At 70.8% G+C, this 15,401-nt stretch carries 16 protein-coding genes; 10 read left to right on the forward strand and 6 right to left on the reverse strand.

The features are described 5' to 3' along the window. The first annotated feature begins 26 nt into the window (after positions 1–26). The 3 genes from V1227_RS26645 (at position 27) to V1227_RS26655 (ending at position 2,378) form a co-directional block, all read left to right on the forward strand. The gene (locus V1227_RS26645) at positions 27–473 is read left to right on the forward strand and encodes a carboxymuconolactone decarboxylase family protein (RefSeq protein WP_329788182.1); all 447 of its coding nucleotides are present in this window, start codon (positions 27–29) and stop codon (positions 471–473) included. 76 nt (positions 474–549) lie between these two features. Beyond that, positions 550–1,470 carry a MurR/RpiR family transcriptional regulator gene (locus tag V1227_RS26650; RefSeq protein WP_236217950.1) on the forward strand — a complete coding sequence of 307 codons (921 nt, stop codon included), beginning with the start codon at positions 550–552 and terminating at the stop codon, positions 1,468–1,470. Further along, positions 1,467–2,378 carry an N-acetylmuramic acid 6-phosphate etherase gene (locus V1227_RS26655; protein ID WP_329788183.1) on the forward strand — a complete coding sequence of 304 codons (912 nt, stop codon included), beginning with the start codon at positions 1,467–1,469 and terminating at the stop codon, positions 2,376–2,378. Before V1227_RS26650 ends, V1227_RS26655 begins: the two co-directional genes overlap by 4 nt. On the opposite strand, the gene V1227_RS26660 is transcribed toward V1227_RS26655, so the two are convergent. The 3 genes from V1227_RS26660 to V1227_RS26670 are packed head-to-tail and all read right to left on the reverse strand — an operon-like array spanning position 2,367 to position 4,350. Then, positions 2,367–3,494, reverse strand: a complete 1,128-nt coding sequence (locus V1227_RS26660) for a globin domain-containing protein (protein ID WP_329788184.1) — start codon at positions 3,492–3,494, stop codon at positions 2,367–2,369. The two genes, V1227_RS26655 and V1227_RS26660, sit on opposite strands and share 12 nt — an antisense overlap. Positions 3,495–3,505: 11 nt before the next feature. Then, on the reverse strand, positions 3,506–3,898 hold the full coding sequence (locus tag V1227_RS26665; RefSeq protein WP_329788185.1) for an Rrf2 family transcriptional regulator: 393 nt from the start codon (positions 3,896–3,898) through the stop codon (positions 3,506–3,508). Positions 3,899–3,909: 11 nt separating this feature from the next. After that, positions 3,910–4,350, reverse strand: coding sequence for an Lrp/AsnC family transcriptional regulator (locus tag V1227_RS26670; RefSeq protein WP_218130281.1), 441 nt, complete (start codon positions 4,348–4,350; stop codon positions 3,910–3,912). Positions 4,351–4,456: 106 nt separating this feature from the next. Here V1227_RS26670 and V1227_RS26675 point away from each other — a divergent pair, with 106 nt between their 5' ends. Next, positions 4,457–5,272, forward strand: coding sequence for a tryptophan 2,3-dioxygenase (locus V1227_RS26675; protein WP_329788186.1), 816 nt, complete (start codon positions 4,457–4,459; stop codon positions 5,270–5,272). Continuing rightward, positions 5,269–6,369 (forward strand): kynureninase, encoded by a 1,101-nt coding sequence (gene kynU / locus V1227_RS26680; protein ID WP_329788187.1) that lies wholly within the window; start codon positions 5,269–5,271, stop codon positions 6,367–6,369. Before V1227_RS26675 ends, kynU begins: the two co-directional genes overlap by 4 nt. On the opposite strand, the gene V1227_RS26685 is transcribed toward kynU, so the two are convergent. Further along, positions 6,359–7,087, reverse strand: coding sequence for an oxidoreductase (locus V1227_RS26685; protein WP_329788188.1), 729 nt, complete (start codon positions 7,085–7,087; stop codon positions 6,359–6,361). The two genes, kynU and V1227_RS26685, sit on opposite strands and share 11 nt — an antisense overlap. A 259-nt stretch (positions 7,088–7,346) precedes the next feature. Between V1227_RS26685 and acs the strand changes: the two genes are divergently transcribed. From acs to V1227_RS26705, 4 genes are all read left to right on the forward strand, one after another. Then, entirely contained in the window at positions 7,347–9,329 is a 1,983-nt protein-coding gene (gene acs, locus V1227_RS26690) for an acetate--CoA ligase (RefSeq protein ID WP_329788189.1), read from the forward strand. 130 nt (positions 9,330–9,459) lie between these two features. After that, positions 9,460–10,617 (forward strand): Na+/H+ antiporter NhaA, encoded by a 1,158-nt coding sequence (gene nhaA, locus V1227_RS26695; RefSeq protein ID WP_329788190.1) that lies wholly within the window; start codon positions 9,460–9,462, stop codon positions 10,615–10,617. Beyond that, positions 10,614–11,069 (forward strand): phage holin family protein, encoded by a 456-nt coding sequence (locus V1227_RS26700; protein ID WP_236217934.1) that lies wholly within the window; start codon positions 10,614–10,616, stop codon positions 11,067–11,069. The genes nhaA and V1227_RS26700 overlap by 4 nt, the downstream gene beginning before the upstream one ends. Further along, entirely contained in the window at positions 11,066–11,983 is a 918-nt protein-coding gene (locus tag V1227_RS26705) for an alpha/beta fold hydrolase (RefSeq protein ID WP_090097778.1), read from the forward strand. The genes V1227_RS26700 and V1227_RS26705 overlap by 4 nt, the downstream gene beginning before the upstream one ends. Here V1227_RS26705 and V1227_RS26710 read toward each other — a convergent pair. Further along, the gene (locus tag V1227_RS26710; protein WP_329788191.1) at positions 11,955–13,439 is read right to left on the reverse strand and encodes an FAD-dependent oxidoreductase; all 1,485 of its coding nucleotides are present in this window, start codon (positions 13,437–13,439) and stop codon (positions 11,955–11,957) included. The two genes, V1227_RS26705 and V1227_RS26710, sit on opposite strands and share 29 nt — an antisense overlap. Positions 13,440–13,510: 71 nt before the next feature. On the opposite strand from V1227_RS26710, the gene V1227_RS26715 reads away from it, so the two are divergent. After that, entirely contained in the window at positions 13,511–14,206 is a 696-nt protein-coding gene (locus V1227_RS26715) for a TetR/AcrR family transcriptional regulator (RefSeq protein WP_329788192.1), read from the forward strand. On the opposite strand, the gene V1227_RS26720 is transcribed toward V1227_RS26715, so the two are convergent. Next, complete coding sequence (locus V1227_RS26720; protein WP_329788193.1) at positions 14,203–15,390, reverse strand: MarP family serine protease; 1,188 nt, start codon at positions 15,388–15,390, stop codon at positions 14,203–14,205. The two genes, V1227_RS26715 and V1227_RS26720, sit on opposite strands and share 4 nt — an antisense overlap. Positions 15,391–15,401: the final 11 nt, after the last annotated feature.

Below are 15,401 nucleotides of genomic sequence, written 5' to 3' on the forward strand. Positions count from 1 at the left end.
GCCATTGCGCGGCCTAGTTTCAAGACATGACGAACCGCATCGACATCGCCAAGAAGGCCCCGAAGGTCTACCGCGCCATGATCGCCCTCGACGCCGCCGCCCGCGAGGGGCTCGACGAGCAGCTCGCCGAGCTCGTCCGCATCCGCGCCTCGCAGCTCAACCACTGCGCGTACTGCCTCAACATGCACACGGTCGACGCGCGGAAGGGAGGCGAGACCGAGGCCCGCATCTACCTGCTCAACGCGTGGGAGGAAGCGGGCGACCTCTACACCGAGAAGGAGCGGGCCGCACTGCGGCTCACCGAGGCCATCACGGTTCTCAGCAGCCACGAGTACGTCAGCGACGAGGTCTACGAGCGGGCCGCGGAGCACTTCGGCGAGGAGGAGCTGGCGCAGCTCATCGCGTTGATCCTCACGATCAACTCCTGGAACCGGATCGCCGTGTCCACGCGGAAGAAGCCCGACGTCCGCTGACCGGCGAACCTGCCGACGGAGTGACTTTCGGACACACTCCGTTGACCGTTGGTGTGGCGGTTAGTAAGTTTCCCACGTGTCCAGTGAGAGCAGTGCCGAATCCAGTCCGCTGGTGAAGATCCGGTCGTTGCTGCCGGGCCTCGCGCGCGCCGAGCAGCGCGTCGCGAAGGTGGTGCTGGAGAACCCGGGGACGGTCGCGCACCGCAGCATCACCGAGGTCGCCGAGCAGGCGGGCACCAGCGAGACGACGGTGACGCGGTTCTGCAAGGCCATCGGCGTCGGCGGGTACCCCGAGCTGCGCATCGCGCTGGCCGCCGACACCGCCCGCAGCGCCGCCCGTGCGAACCACGACATGGGCGGCGACATCGGCCCCGGCGACGACCTGCGGCAGGTCGTCGGCAAGGTCGCGTTCGCCGACGCCCGCGCCGTCGAGGAGACCGCCGAGCAGCTCGACGTCGAGGCGCTCGACAAGGTCGTCCAAGCCGTCGCGGGCGCACGCCGCGTGGACGTCTACGGCTTCGGCGCGAGCGCGTTCGTCGCGTTCGACCTGCAGCAGAAGCTGCACCGCATAGGGCTCACCTGCTTCGCGTGGAACGACACGCACATCGCGCTGACGTCGGCCGCCGTGCTGACCGAGGCGGACGTCGCCGTGGGCATCTCGCACACCGGCTCGACCTCGGAGACCGTCGAGGCCCTGCGCGTCGCCCGCGAGACCGGCGCCACCACGGTCGCCCTCACGAACTTCCCGCGCTCGCCGATCACCGAGGTCTCCGACCACGTGCTGACCACGGCCGCGCGCGAGACCACGTTCCGCTCCGGTGCGATGGCGAGCCGGATCGCCCAGCTCACGGTGATCGACTGCCTGTTCATCGGCGTCGCCCAGCACCACGTGGACTCGGCCAAGACGGCGCTGGAGGCGACCTACGAGGCCGTCTCCGGCCACCGGCTGGGAGCGAGACCGGACGGTCGCAGGCGGCCGCGGGAGACGACTAAATGACGTCCCCCCGGAACGGTGTGGTGGTGCGCGTGGAATCTCCGACCGAGCAGCGGAACCCTCGCACGACCGACATCGACCGGGTCCCCACGGTCGACGTGCTGCGCATGATCAACGACGAGGACAGCACGGTCCCGGCGGCCGTCGCCGCGGCGTTGCCCGAGCTCGCGGAGGCGGTCGACCTCGGTGTCGCCGCGATCATGTCCGGCGGCCGCGTGCACTACGTCGGCGCCGGCACGTCCGGCCGGCTCGCGACGCTGGACGCCGCGGAGCTGGTGCCGACGTTCAACGTGCCGGCCGACTGGTTCGTCGCCCACCACGCGGGCGGCTCCGAGGCGCTGGTCCGCGCGGTCGAGGAGGTCGAGGACTCCTCCGGCGCCGCCCAGATCCGCCGCCACGCCACGGCGAAGGACCTGGTCGTGGGCGTGACGGCGTCCGGGCGCACGCCGTTCGTGATCGGCGCGCTGGAAGAGGCGCGGGCGCTGGGCGCTCGCACCGTGCTCGTGTCGAACAACGCCTCGGTGCCGTTCACCCCGGACGTCCTGGTCGCCCTGGACACCGGCCCCGAAGCCATCGCGGGCTCCACGCGGATGAAGGCGGGATCGGCCCAGAAGCTCGTCCTGACCTCGTTCTCCACCGCGGTGATGGTCAAGCTCGGCCGCACTTACTCGAACCTGATGGTCAGCATGCGCGCGACGAACGCGAAGCTGCGCGGCCGGACGATCCGGATCCTGCACGAGGCCACCGGCCTGCCGGTGGACGACTGCGAGCGGGCGCTGGCGGACGCGTCCGGCGACCTCAAGGTGGCGCTGGTGCACCTGCTGTCGGGCGAACCGACCGAACGTGCTGCCGCGGCGCTGGAGGACACCAAGGGCCACGTCCGCAACGCCCTGAACCGGCTAGCCGGCTGACACGACGACGTCCGGGCCGAACACCTCGTAGTGGATGTCGGTGACCCCGGCTTCGAGCAGCTGGGCCCGCACCGCGCGCAGGAACGGCACCGGTCCGCACAGGTAGGCGGTCGCACCGGCCGGGACCGGCACCGACGAGAGGTCGACGAACCCGGTCCGCTCGGCGGGCCACTGCCCGACGGGCTCCTCGTAGAAGACGTGCGCCTGCCCGTCCTCGAGCTTCGCCACGAGCTGGCCGAGCTCGGCGCGGAACGGGTGGCTGAACTGGTCGCGGTCGCCGTGCACGGCGATGACCTCCCGCCGCGACCCGGTGGCGGCGAGGTCGTCGAGCATCGCGATCATCGGCGTGCAGCCGATCCCCGCCGACGCGAGCAGCACCGGACCGTCACCGGGCTGCAGGGTCACGTCGCCGGTCGGCCGGCTGAGCCGCACGGTGCTGCCCACCGGCGCGTGGTCGTGCAGGTGGTTCGACACCTCGCCGTCGCGCTTCACCGAGAACTGCAGCGCGTCGTCGGTCCGCCCGGAGGGGCTGTACTGGCGGATCTGCCGGATGCCGCCGGGCAGCGGGACGTGCACCGACACGTACTGCCCCGGCTTGTTCAGCGGTACGGGGCCGTTCACCGGCCGCACGACGAACGTCACCACGTCGTCGGTCTCCTGGAACCGGGCGATCACGCGGTAGTCCTCCTGCCCGCGCGGCAGGAACCGCTCCAGGCCGATCAGCGTGTCGGCCATCAGCCAGTAGACCTCGCTCCAGGCGGCCGCGATCTCCGGCGTGACGTCGAGGACCTCGGCGATCGCGCCCATCAGGTGCTTGTGCACGACCGCGTACTGGCCGGACGTGACGCCGACCGAGACGTGCTTGTGCGCGATGCGGCGCAACATCGCGTCGGGCTGCTTGCCCCCGAGCAGGCCCGACGCGAAGACGGCGACCGAGCCGGCGAGCGCCTGGGCCTGGGTGCCGTTGGCCTGGGTGCCCCGGTTGAACAGGTGCCGCAGCAGGATCGGGTGCTCGTCGAACACGCGGGTGCAGAACAGCTCGCTGATCTCGCCGATCGCCGCCCCGGCGGCGGGCAGCGTGGCTTCGACCAGTTCAGCGGACTTCGGGGACAGCATCGGCGAACTCCTCACTTCGGCTGCAGGCTCAGCAGCACGGGACCGGTGGGATCAGCGACGAGGTCCTCGACGCGCAGTGGGTCGAGCGAGGCGGAGAAGGCTTCCTGGGCCTGGCGCAACGCGCGGCGCAGCCGGCAGGCGGAACTCAGCGGGCACGACACCTCGCCTTCGCAGTCGACGACGTCGCCGACGCCCTCCAGCTCGCGCACGAGCCACCCGACCGAGGTGGACCGGCCCGTCCCGGCGAGCGCCAGACCGCCGCCCCGGCCGCGCCGCGCCACCACCACACCGAGGTGCTGGAGCTGGGACACGACCTTGGCCGCATGGGTGTACTGCACACCCATGACTTCGGCGACTTCGCGCGTCGTCGGGTTGGCCCGTTCGGCGGAAACGGCCAGCCGCATCACGATGCGGGTTATCCGGGCAACACCGGGCGCCACGGGATCGGCGTCGACAGCACCATCGCGCTGGACGTCTCCCCGTGCGCCGCCAGCCGGACCAGCAGCCGTTCCAGTTCCACGATGGACGTGGTCACGACCTTCACCACCGAGCAGATGTCCCCGGTCAGCCGCACGACCTCGACGACCTCGGGCAGGTCGTCGAGCAGCTCCGGGTGGACCGTGATGCACCTCGGGCCGTAGCACTTCATGCGCACCAACGCGACGACCGGACGTCCGACGACGGTGGGGTCGACGACGGCGCGATAGCCGGTGATGGCGCCCATGTTCTCCAGGCGCCGGACCCGTTGCGCGACCGTCGGCGGCGAGACGTGGACCCGGCGGGCCAGTTCGTTGTACGACAGGCGCGCATCCTCTTGGAGCGCCTCCAACAGGGCCTTGTCCACATCGTCCAACATGAACGCAAAGCTACCCGGCGATCTGTTTTGCGTTCGGAAGAACTTCGGCGCGAATGCCTTTCGTCGTCCATTCAGGTGACGAGCCGTTCCGGCGACGATTGAGGGCATGAGCTGCCCCGTTTCTCCGAAGCTGGATTTCGGCGGCACCACGCCGTACGAGGACTACGTGCACGCGTCGGTGCTGCACACCCTTCAACAGCAGTGGTCCAAAGATCCGCGCGAGATGTCGTTCCTGGTCATCACGCAGGTGATGGAGCTGTACTTCGGCCTGCTCTGCTTCGAGTGGCGGCAGGCCCAGACCGAGCTGCGCGCCGACGACCTGCGCGCGGCGGTCCGGACGCTGCGGCGGTCCGACCTGCACCTGCAGGCGCTGTCGGCGGCGTGGCGGCCGATCGCGCGCATGACGCCGACCGAGTTCAACTCCTTCCGCGACGCGCTCGGCGAGGGCTCGGGCTTCCAGAGCGGCATGTACCGCGAGATGGAGTTCCTGCTCGGCGAGAAGTCGCGGTCGATGCTCGTGCCGCACCGCGCCGTGCCGGCGATGCACGACCAGCTGGAGAAGTCGCTGGGCGAGCCGTCGCTCTACGACGACGTGCTGGCAGCGTTGCAGCGCAGGGGTTTCGCCATCCCGCAGGAAGTCCTCGACCGCGACCTCACCCAGGCCTACGAGCCGTCGCCGGAGGTCGAGCAGGTGTGGGCGGCGATCTACCGCGGCGACGACCGCGACCTGCTGGAGCTGGGCGAGGCGCTGACCGACATCGCCGAGGAGTTCGCGCGCTGGCGCTACGACCACCTGCTCGCGACCCGCCGCTCGATGGGCTCGAAGGTCGGCACGGGTGGCTCCGCCGGTGTCGCCTGGCTGGAGAAGCGCACCCAGCGCGCGGTGTTCCCCGAACTGTGGACCGCCAGGAGCTACGTGTGAGGCGCGAGCTGTTCGACATCCCCGAAGGCGTCATCTACCTCGACGGCAACTCCCTCGGCGCGCTGCCGAAGCACGTCGCCGAGCGCATGCGGGAGGTCGTGGAGCACCAGTGGGGCCGGCGGCTGATCCGGTCGTGGTCCGAGGGCTGGTGGGAGACGCCGCAACGGGTCGGCGACCGCGTCGGGCGGCTGGTCGGGGCGGCGCAGGGCCAGGTCGTCGTCGGCGACTCCACGTCGGTCAACGTCTTCAAGGCGTTGATGGGCGCGGTCAGGGGCACCGACCGCACCGAGATCGTGTGCGACGAGTCGACGTTCCCGACCGACGGCTACATCGCGCAGTCCGTCGCTTCCCTGACCGGCATGAAGATCCGCGCCGCACATCCGTCCTCTTTGGACCTCACCGGGGACACCGCGGTGGTGCTGCTCAACCAGGTCGACTACCGGACCGGCGAACTGCACGACATGAAGGCGCTCACCGAGCAGGCGCACGGCGTCGGCGCGCAGGTGGTCTGGGACCTCTGCCACAGCGCGGGTGTGCTGCCGATCGAGCTGGACGCCCTCGGGGTCGACTACGCGATCGGCTGCACGTACAAGTTCCTCAACGGCGGGCCGGGCGCGCCGGCGTTCATCTACGTGCCGAAGCACAAGCAGGCGAGCTTCGAGAACCCGTTGTCCGGCTGGAACGGGCACCGCGAGCCGTTCGGCATGAAGCCCTCCTACGAACCGGATCCCGGCGTCGCGCGCGCACGCGTCGGCACGCCGGACATCCTGTCGATGCTGGCCCTCGACGCCGCCTTGGACGTGTGGGACGACGTCGACCTCGCCGAACTGCGGCAGCGCGGCCTCGCGCTGACCGCGTCGTTCCGCGAGCACGTCGAGAAGCTCACGTCCCTCGAGGTGATCACCCCGGAGAACCGCGGCAACCAGATCTCGGTGCGCTGCCGGGACGCCAGGGCGGTGATGGACGAACTGATCGCGCGGGGCGTCATCGGCGACCACCGGCCGCCGGACATCCTGCGGTTCGGGTTCGCCCCGCTCTACGTGACCGACGAGGACGCGGTCAGGGCCGCCGAGGTCCTGGCGGAGGTCACCCGGTGAGTGCGGCGTCCGCGATGCTCTTGGCCTCGCGGGCGCCCGCCTCCAGCGACGAGCACACGAACAGGATCCACTGGGCCAGGCCCTCCAGGGTCCCCGACGCGAACGCCACGGACGCGGCCTCGTACTCGGCCGACCGGCGCAGGCACGCCACCTCCGGCACGCCGAGCCCCTTGGGGTCGAGGCCGGTCGAGATCGACGTCATCCGCGCCGCGGCACGCGCCACCACGCCGTTGGCGACGTCGAACGGTGCCAGGCCGAGCAGTTCGCCGTGCACCACGGCGACGACGACCGGCGACGGCACGGACGTCCCGCCGGTGACGAGGGAGCCGAGCAGGTCGAGCCGCCGCGACACGTCCTCGGAGACGCGCGGCCGTCCGACGTCGGAGCTCAGGTCGGCGGCGGCGAGGACGTGCAACCGCGCGAGAGCCTGCAAGGGCGCGCGCTGCCAGACGGCCACCAGGCCGCCCAGGGCCTCGGCGACCCGCAGCGAGCCGGCCAGCACCGGGTCGGTGACCTCGCCGGACTCGGGGATCTCGGTCGGGCCGCCCTCCAGCGCCGCCGACGCACGGGCCGCGCGGACGGACGCCTCCGCCGCCGTCGTGGCCCAGCCGCGCAGGTTCACCCGATGGCGGTGCACCTGGAAGACGGCGTCCTTGGCGGCGTTCGCGGCGTCTGCCACACCGGGCAAGGAAAGCAGCGGAGCGAGAGGATCGGTCACGGTCGCGCAGAGTACCTGACCAGGTGAAACGCGTGACCCAGCTCACTGGGTGGACCGTTGAGCGCGCAACTTCGTCCGTTCAACGCGCCACACGTGCCCGGACCAGACAAAACGGGTTACACAATGACAGCCGTGTAACCGACCTCCCCAGATTGGTCTGAACCTTTTTGGGGAGGAACCTGTTGGAAGTGAGCTGGCTCGCACTACGGTCAGTACCCGCATCCCCAACCGGTCTGGACTTTCCAGGAGGTCTCGCACCATGACGCAGTCGCCAGGCCAGGGCAACGCCCTGGACAACCTGCTCACGGAGAGCAGGACGTTCCCGCCTTCCGACGAGTTCGCGGCACAGGCGAACGCACAGCCCGCGCTGTACGAGGAGGCGAAGGCCGACCGCGAGGCGTTCTGGGCGAAGCAGGCGGAACGGCTGCACTGGGACACCAGGTGGGACCAGGTGCTCGACTGGTCGAACGCACCGTTCGCGAAGTGGTTCGTCGGCGGCAGGCTCAACGTCGCCTACAACTGCGTCGACCGGCACGTCGAGTCCGGCCACGGCGAGCAGGTCGCGATCCACTGGGAGGGCGAGCCCGGTGACTCCCGCGCCATCACCTACGCCGAGCTGCAGCGCGAGGTCTCCAAGGCCGCGAACGCGTTGACGTCGCTGGGGATCGGCGCCGAGGACCGCGTCGCGATCTACATGCCGATGGTCCCCGAGGCGATCTTCGCGATGCTGGCCTGCGCCCGCGTCGGCGCGATGCACAGCGTGGTGTTCGGCGGCTTCTCCGCCGAGGCGCTGCGCACCCGCATCCAGGACTCCGAGTGCCGGCTCGTGATCACGACCGACGGCCAGTACCGCCGCGGCAACCCGGCTCCGCTCAAGCCCGCCGTGGACGAGGCCGTCGCCGGCGCGCCGTCGGTGGAGAAGGTCATCGTCGTGAAGCGCACCGACACCGAGGTCGCGTGGACCGACAAGGACGTGTGGTGGCACGAGCTGGTGGACTCGCAGTCCGACCAGCACACCCCCGAGGCGTTCGACTCGGAGCACCCGCTCTTCATCCTCTACACCTCGGGCACCACGGGGAAGCCGAAGGGCATCCTGCACACGTCCGGCGGCTACCTCACGCAGGCGTCGTACACGCACAACTACGTGTTCGACCTCAAGCCGGACACCGACGTGTACTGGTGCACCGCGGACATCGGCTGGGTCACCGGCCACAGCTACATCGTCTACGGCCCGCTGTCGAACCGCGTGACGCAGGTCGTCTACGAGGGCACGCCGAACACCCCGCACGAGGGCCGCCACTGGGAGATCGTGCAGAAGTACGGCGTCTCGATCTACTACACGGCGCCGACGCTGATCCGCACCTTCATGAAGTGGGGCGCGGACATCCCGGCCAAGTACGACCTGAGCAGCCTCCGCGTCCTGGGTTCGGTCGGCGAGCCGATCAACCCCGAGGCGTGGATCTGGTACCGCGAGAACGTCGGCGGCGGCAAGGCCCCGATCGTCGACACGTGGTGGCAGACCGAGACCGGCGCGATCATGATCTCGCCGCTGCCCGGCGTGATCTCGGCCAAGCCCGGCTCGGCCCAGCAGCCGCTGCCCGGCATCGGCGCGAAGGTCGTCAACGACGAGGGCGTCGAGGTCGAGCACGGCGGCGGTGGCTACCTGGTGCTCGACGAGCCGTGGCCGTCGATGCTGCGCGGCATCTGGGGCGACGAGGAGCGCTACCGCGACACGTACTGGTCGCGCTTCGGCGAGCAGGGCTTCTACTTCGCCGGTGACGGCGCGAAGTACGACGACGACGGCGACATCTGGCTGCTCGGCCGCGTCGACGACGTGATGAACGTGTCCGGTCACCGCATCTCGACCACCGAGGTCGAGTCGGCGCTCGTGTCGCACCCGACCGTGGCCGAGGCCGCCGTCGTCGGCGCGTCCGACGAGACGACCGGCCAGGGCATCGTGGCGTTCGTCATCCTGCGCGGTGGCGCGGGCTCCGACGCCGGTGGCGCCGAGGCGATCAAGGCGCTGCGCGACCACGTGGCGAAGGAGATCGGCCCGATCGCGAAGCCGCGGCAGATCATGGTCGTGCCGGAGCTGCCGAAGACGCGCTCGGGCAAGATCATGCGCCGCCTGCTGCGCGACGTGGCGGAGAACCGCACCGTCGGCGACGTGACGACGCTGGCCGACTCGTCGGTCATGGACCTGATCTCGGCGGGCCTGCAGTCGGGCAAGTCCGAGGACTGATCCTCCGCCCGAAACGTGACGGGCGTCCTCCGAGGAGGGCGCCCGTTCGCGTTAAGGTTGCGCCAGGGTGAGCCGGGAAGTCTGGTCGGCACGAGGATTTGTCGTGCCCGCATACTGCCCAGGGAGACCCGTGCCGCCCAAGATCGCCGACTTCGCCCGCTACCTCCGCACCGAGACCGTCGGGGGCATGGTGCTGCTCGGCGCCACCGCCGTCGCGTTGATCTGGGCCAACTCGCCGCTCGCCCCCGCGTACTTCACGCTGCGCGATCTCCACCTGGGACCGCTGAGCGTCGGCGACTGGGCCAAGGACGGGCTGCTCGCGATCTTCTTCTTCGTCGCCGGTCTGGAGCTCAAGCGCGAGCTCGTCGTCGGGGAGCTGTCGAACTTCAAGGCGGCCGTCCTGCCGATCGTCGCCGCGATCGGCGGGATGGTCGTGCCCGCGCTGGTCGCGCTGGGCGTCGGCTGGGGGCAGCCGGGGATCGAGAAGGCGTGGGCGATCCCCGTGGCGACGGACATCGCGTTCGCGCTCGGGGTGCTGGCCCTCACGGCGTCCGGGTTGCCGTCGAGCCTGCGGGTCTTCCTGCTGTCGCTGGCCGTCGTGGACGACCTGGGGGCGATCATCGTGATCGCGGTCCTGTTCACGGCGAAGTTCAACCTGCTCGCGGCGGGTGCGGTCGTGCTGCTGCTGGCGCTGTACTGGTTCCTGCAGCACAGGAGGATCACCAGTCCGTGGCTCTACGTGCCGATCGCGCTCGGCACCTGGTGGTTCATGCACGAGTCGGGCATCCACGCCACGATCGCGGGTGTCGCGCTCGCCCTGCTGACGCGGGTGAGGCGCGACCCGTACGAGGCCGAGGCGCCGGCGGTCCGGCTGGAGCACCGGCTGCAGCCGTTCTCGGCCGGGGTGGCCGTGCCGGTGTTCGCGCTGTTCGCGGCGGGTGTGCCGGTGGGCGCGGAGGCGTTCGGGAAGCTCTTCTCGGACAAGATCGCGATCGGGGTGATGGCGGGGCTGGTCGTCGGCAAGGTGATCGGCATCGTGGGCGCCTCGGCGCTCGCGGTGTGGTTCAAGGCCGCCGTCTGGCCGTCCGGCGCGGGACCGCGCGACATCGTGGCGGTGGCGACGCTGGGCGGCGTCGGGTTCACCGTCAGCCTGCTGATCGCGGACCTCTCGCTCGACCAGCCGGAGACCGCGAAGGCCGCCGTCCTGCTCGCTTCGATGATCGCGTCGCTGCTCGCCGCGGTGTTGCTCATTCGCCGCAGCCGGGCGCATGGCACGATGTCCGGGTGACCACCAGGGAGCACATCGCGTCGATTCCGCTGACCGCAGACGACCCGACTGCCGAGGCATCGATCGGCGGTCTCGTTCGTGATGCGACCGCCCACGTGTCGACTCTGGTCAGAGCAGAGGTCGAACTCGCCAAGGGCGAGATCACCAAGGAGATCAAGAAGGGCGTCAAGGGCAGCGTCTTCTTCATCGTCGCGCTGACCGTGCTGTGCTTCAGCCTGTTCTTCCTGTTCATGGCCCTCGGCTTCGGCTTCGCCGAGTGGTTCGGCTGGGGCTACTGGGCGGGCTTCGGGCTGGTCTTCGCGGTGATGCTGCTGACCGCCGTCGCCTGCGCCTTCCTCGGCTACCGCAAGGTGAAGAAGATCAGGGCGCCGGAGAAGTCGATCGCGGCCGCGAAGGACACCGTCGCGGCGCTGACGCACCGCGACTCCCAGAGCAGGGGCGCCGTCAACTGAGCCGCAAACCCGACCCGTCCGTCGTGCGGGTCGCGGGTCCGTGGACGCACCGCGACGTCTCGGCCAACGGCATCCGCCTGCACGTCGCCGAACTCGGCGAGGGACCTCTCGTGCTGCTGCTGCACGGGTTCCCCGAGTTCTGGTGGTCGTGGCGGCACCAGCTGACCGCGCTGGCCGAGGCCGGGTACCGCGCGGTCGCCGTCGACCTGCGCGGCTACGGCGACTCGGACAAGCCACCCCGCGGCTACGACGGCTTCACGCTCGCCGGTGACGTCGCGGGTCTGGTCAAGGCGCTCGGCGCCCAACGCGCACACCTGGTGGGCCACGCGTGGGGCGGCTCCATCGCCTGGACGGTCGGCGCCCTGCACCCGCGCGTGGTCTCGTCGGTCTCCGTGCTGTCCGCGCCGCACCCGCTGGTGACGCGCCGGGCGTTCCGCACGCACCCCCGCGTGAACTCCCACGTGCTGCGCTTCCAGCTGCCGATCCACCCCGAGCGCTGGCTGACCCGAGAGAACGCCCTGCAGGTCGCCAAGCTGCTCTCGGCGTGGTCCGGTCCGAAGTGGCGGTCGGCGCCCGAGTTCGACGAGGTCATCCGCCGCTGCCGGCAGGCGATGACGGTGCCGGGCGTCGCCCACAGCGCGCTCGAGTACTACCGCTGGGCGGTGCGCTCGCAGCTGCGCAGCGACGGCCGCCGGTTCGCCGAGGCCGTCGACAAGCCGGTGCAGGTGCCCGTGCTGCAGCTCCACGGCGCCCTGGACCCGGTCGTGCTCGAGTCCTCGGCACGCGACTCGCTGCCGTGGCTCGGCCCCGAGTCGGAGTTCCGCTACCTGCCCGAGGTGGGGCACTTCCCGAACCAGGAGGCGCCCCACACCACGAGCAGGCTGATCACCGAGTTCCTGCGGAAGCTGACCTGAACGCGGCCTCCAGGACGGCGGCGGGGTCGTCCGGCAGGTCGACCGAGCGCCACGCGACGTAGCCGTCCGGCCTGACCAGCGAGGCGCCCTTCTCGGACAGCCCGAACGCGTCCAGCCGCTCGACGCGTTCGCACCGGACGCCGAGCGGTGCGGCGGCCTCCTCCCACTGCGGGTGGTCGGCGACGAGCACCCAGCCGCGCCCGAAGAGGTCCACAGTGGACCTGCCCGGCTCCGTCCACACGTGCGGGGCACGCGTGCCGGGCTGACCTTTCCACTGCTCGGGGAGCTGGGCGGGTGGCAGCTCCGGACCCGCACCGAGCACGGCCGACGACCGGTAGAGGACGCCGAAGTGCATGGCGTTGTTGTCGTACAACGGCGCCTCGTCCGGTTCGCCGTCGCGGTTGTGGCCGTCGTTGCGCGCGAAGATCTGCTGGTGGCAGAGGACCGCGACCGGCCGCCGCTCGGCGTCGTAGGTGTCCAACAGGGACGGTCGTGACTCGCCGTTCAGCACGGCGGCGAGCTTCCAGGCGAGGTTGTGCGCGTCCTCGATGCCGACGTTCGCCCCGAACCCGCCGCGGCTCGGCGGCAGCGTGTGCGCGGCGTCGCCCGCCAGGAAGACCCTGCCGTCGGAGAACCGGTCCGCCACCGACGCGCTGATCGTCCACCGGCCGGTCGTGATGATCTCGACGTCCAGGTCGTCGCGGCCGATGGCCTGGAAGATCTTCCGCCGCAACTCGGGCTCGTCGTACTCGCGGTCGTCGAGCATGAGGACCCAGCGGCCGTCGCCGTAGGTGGTCAGGAACCCGACGTCGTCGATGACGAACTGGCCGATCCCGTCCCGCAGGTACTCCTCCAGCGGCGCGCGGAACAGCACGCTGCGGGAGGTGTGCAGGTACCCGCGGCCGGTGCGGGTGATGCCGAGCTGTTCCCGGACCGGGCTGCGGTGGCCGTCCGCCGCGACGAGGTGGTCGGCGCGGATCTCGTACGGGTCGCCGTCGCCCCGGACGACCGCCGTGACGCCGTCGCCGTCCTGGGAGAACTCCAGCATCCGCGTGCTCATGCGGATGTCCGCGCCGAGCTCGCGGGCCTTGTCGCGCAGGATCGGCTCCATCCGGTCCTGCGCCACGCCGATGCCCGTGACCGGTGAGTGCTCGACGTCGGACAGCTCGGCCGGCGGCGTCCAGAACGTCTCCTCGTACCTCTTCCCGACGAGGCTCTCCGCCCTGACCCGCCGGACGCCGAAGCCCTTCGCCATCCGGCTCTCCGGCAGCTCGTCCTCCAGTCCTACCCCGCGCAGCAGCTCACCCACGCGGGCGTTGAACCCGACCGCGCGCGGGTGCGCCGAGCTGCCCGGGTGCTTCTCCACCAGCGTCACCGGCACGCCGCGCCACGCCAGGAACAGCGCGGCCGACGTTCCCGCGAGGCCTCCCCCCACGACCAACACCGAAGTCTTCACGACATCCCCTCTCGATACGCCGTATTGCTTGATACACTGTATCGACATAAGACGGTGTATTGTCCAGTGCGATGTCGAACGAGACCGTGTGGGACCGCCCCGAGCCGCCCGCCAAGCCGTCGCCGACCCCGCTGAGCAGGGAACTGGTCGTGGGTGCCGCGATCAGGCTCGCCGACGCGGGCGGGCTGGACGAGGTGTCCTTCCGCAAGGTCGCCGCCGCCCTCGGCGCGGGCCCGATGCGCCTGTACGGGTACGTGGAGACCAAGGACGAGCTGCTCGACCTCATGGTCGACGAGGTCTACGGCGAGATCACGCCGCCGTCGCCCTCAGCGGGCTGGCGCGAGGGCCTCCGGCACGTCGCGCACGGCATCCGGGCCGCGGCGAAGCGGCACGAGTGGTTCGTCGACCTGGTCGGCAACCGCCCGCACCAGGGCCCGAACGCGCTCACGCACCTGGAGACGACGCTCGCCACCGTCCGGTTCGAGGACATCGACCAGGTGCTCGACGTGGTCGGCGCGGTGATGGCCTACGTGTTCGGGGCCGTCCGCGGCGAGATCTCCGAGCTCCGCGCGGAGCGGTCGAGCGGCATGACCGAGGAGCAGTGGCAGCGGGCGTCCGGTCCGTACCTGCGGCGGGTGCTCGCCACCGGCCGGTTCCCGATGCTCGCCAGGGTCGTGCACGAGTCGAGCGACCGCGACCCCGCGGAGAGGTTCGAGACGGGCCTCGGCTACGTCCTGGACGGCGTCGCGGCCCGCCACTCGCTCTAGGAGGCGCAGCCCTGGGTCGAGGCGCGGCGGGTGAGCGTCGGCGCCTTCTGCACCATCTGCTGCACCTGCTGGGCCGTGAGCACGAAGCCGGTCTCCGGGTCGTCGACGGCCGCGCCGAACACCACGCCCATCACCCGGCCGTTCGGGTCGACCAGCGGCCCGCCCGAGTTGCCGGAGCGGACCTCCGCGCGCACCGTGTAGACGTCCCGCGTCACCGTCTGGGCGTCGTAGATGTCCGGGCCGCGCAGCAGCGGGATGCGCTCCCGCACGCGGGCCGGCGAGGCCTTGTACGGGCCGTCGAGCGGGTAGCCGAGCACGATGCCGTCCTCGCCCGGCTGCACCTCGTCGGAGCGGAACTGCAGCGGCGTGGCCTCCAGGTCCGGCACCGCGAGCACGGCGATGTCGGTCTTCGGGTCGTACGCCACGACCGTCGCGTCGAACTGGCCGCGGCCGACCTCGACCGTCACCTCGTTCGTGCCGGCGACGACGTGGGCGTTCGTCATGACCCGCTCCGGGGCGATCACGAAGCCGGTGCCCTCCAGCGCGCGCGAGCACGACGGGGCGCGGCCGCGGACCTTGAGCACCGAGGACTTCAGCCGGCCCGCGACCGGGGAGCTCGCGAGCTGGCCGTCCGGCGGCTCGACCTCCTTGAGCGGCGTCCGGTTGAACGGGTCCATCGCCTGCGGGAAGCCGGAGACGTCGAAGAGCTTCTGCAGGTCGCCCGACAGCACGCGGGCGGCGGGCGGCATGGCCTGGTCGACCTTGCCGAGGATCACCGACTGCTTGAGCGACGAGGTGAGGTCCGGCAGGCCGACGACTGAGGTGAGCGGCAGCGCGATCATCCACGCCACCACGAACACGACCAGGCCCTGCACGATCGCGCCCAGCGCGTTGTCCGCGCCGCGCAACGGCGACGCGTTGACCCGCGCCTTGATCGTCCGCCCGATGTAGACGCCGATGGTCTCGCCGAGCGCCACGAGCAGCACGACGATGCCGACCGCGAACACGACCTTGGTGACGACGTTCTCGAACTGGGACACCAGCAGCGGCGCGATCTGCGTGCCGAGGATCAGGCCGACGAGCACACCGACGAACGCGGGCAGCGCGACGACCATGCCCTGCCTGGCCCCGGACACCGCGGCTATCGCGGCGAGGCCCAGCACGAGCAGGTCAACCCAGTTCAACCCAGAACCTC

Source organism: Lentzea sp. DG1S-22 (assembly GCF_036321065.1).
Taxonomy (GTDB): domain Bacteria; phylum Actinomycetota; class Actinomycetes; order Mycobacteriales; family Pseudonocardiaceae; genus Lentzea; species Lentzea jiangxiensis.

Coding starts and splice junctions, on each gene's coding strand:
- V1227_RS26645 (WP_329788182.1), top strand. CDS start 27: ATGACGAACCGCATCGACATCGCCAAGAAGGCCCCGAAGGTCTACCGC.
- acs (WP_329788189.1), top strand. CDS start 7,347: ATGACGCAGTCGCCAGGCCAGGGCAACGCCCTGGACAACCTGCTCACG.
- V1227_RS26665 (WP_329788185.1), bottom strand. CDS start 3,898: ATGCGGCTGGCCGTTTCCGCCGAACGGGCCAACCCGACGACGCGCGAA.
- V1227_RS26715 (WP_329788192.1), top strand. CDS start 13,511: ATGTCGAACGAGACCGTGTGGGACCGCCCCGAGCCGCCCGCCAAGCCG.
- V1227_RS26675 (WP_329788186.1), top strand. CDS start 4,457: ATGAGCTGCCCCGTTTCTCCGAAGCTGGATTTCGGCGGCACCACGCCG.
- V1227_RS26655 (WP_329788183.1), top strand. CDS start 1,467: ATGACGTCCCCCCGGAACGGTGTGGTGGTGCGCGTGGAATCTCCGACC.
- V1227_RS26660 (WP_329788184.1), bottom strand. CDS start 3,494: ATGCTGTCCCCGAAGTCCGCTGAACTGGTCGAAGCCACGCTGCCCGCC.
- V1227_RS26670 (WP_218130281.1), bottom strand. CDS start 4,350: ATGTTGGACGATGTGGACAAGGCCCTGTTGGAGGCGCTCCAAGAGGAT.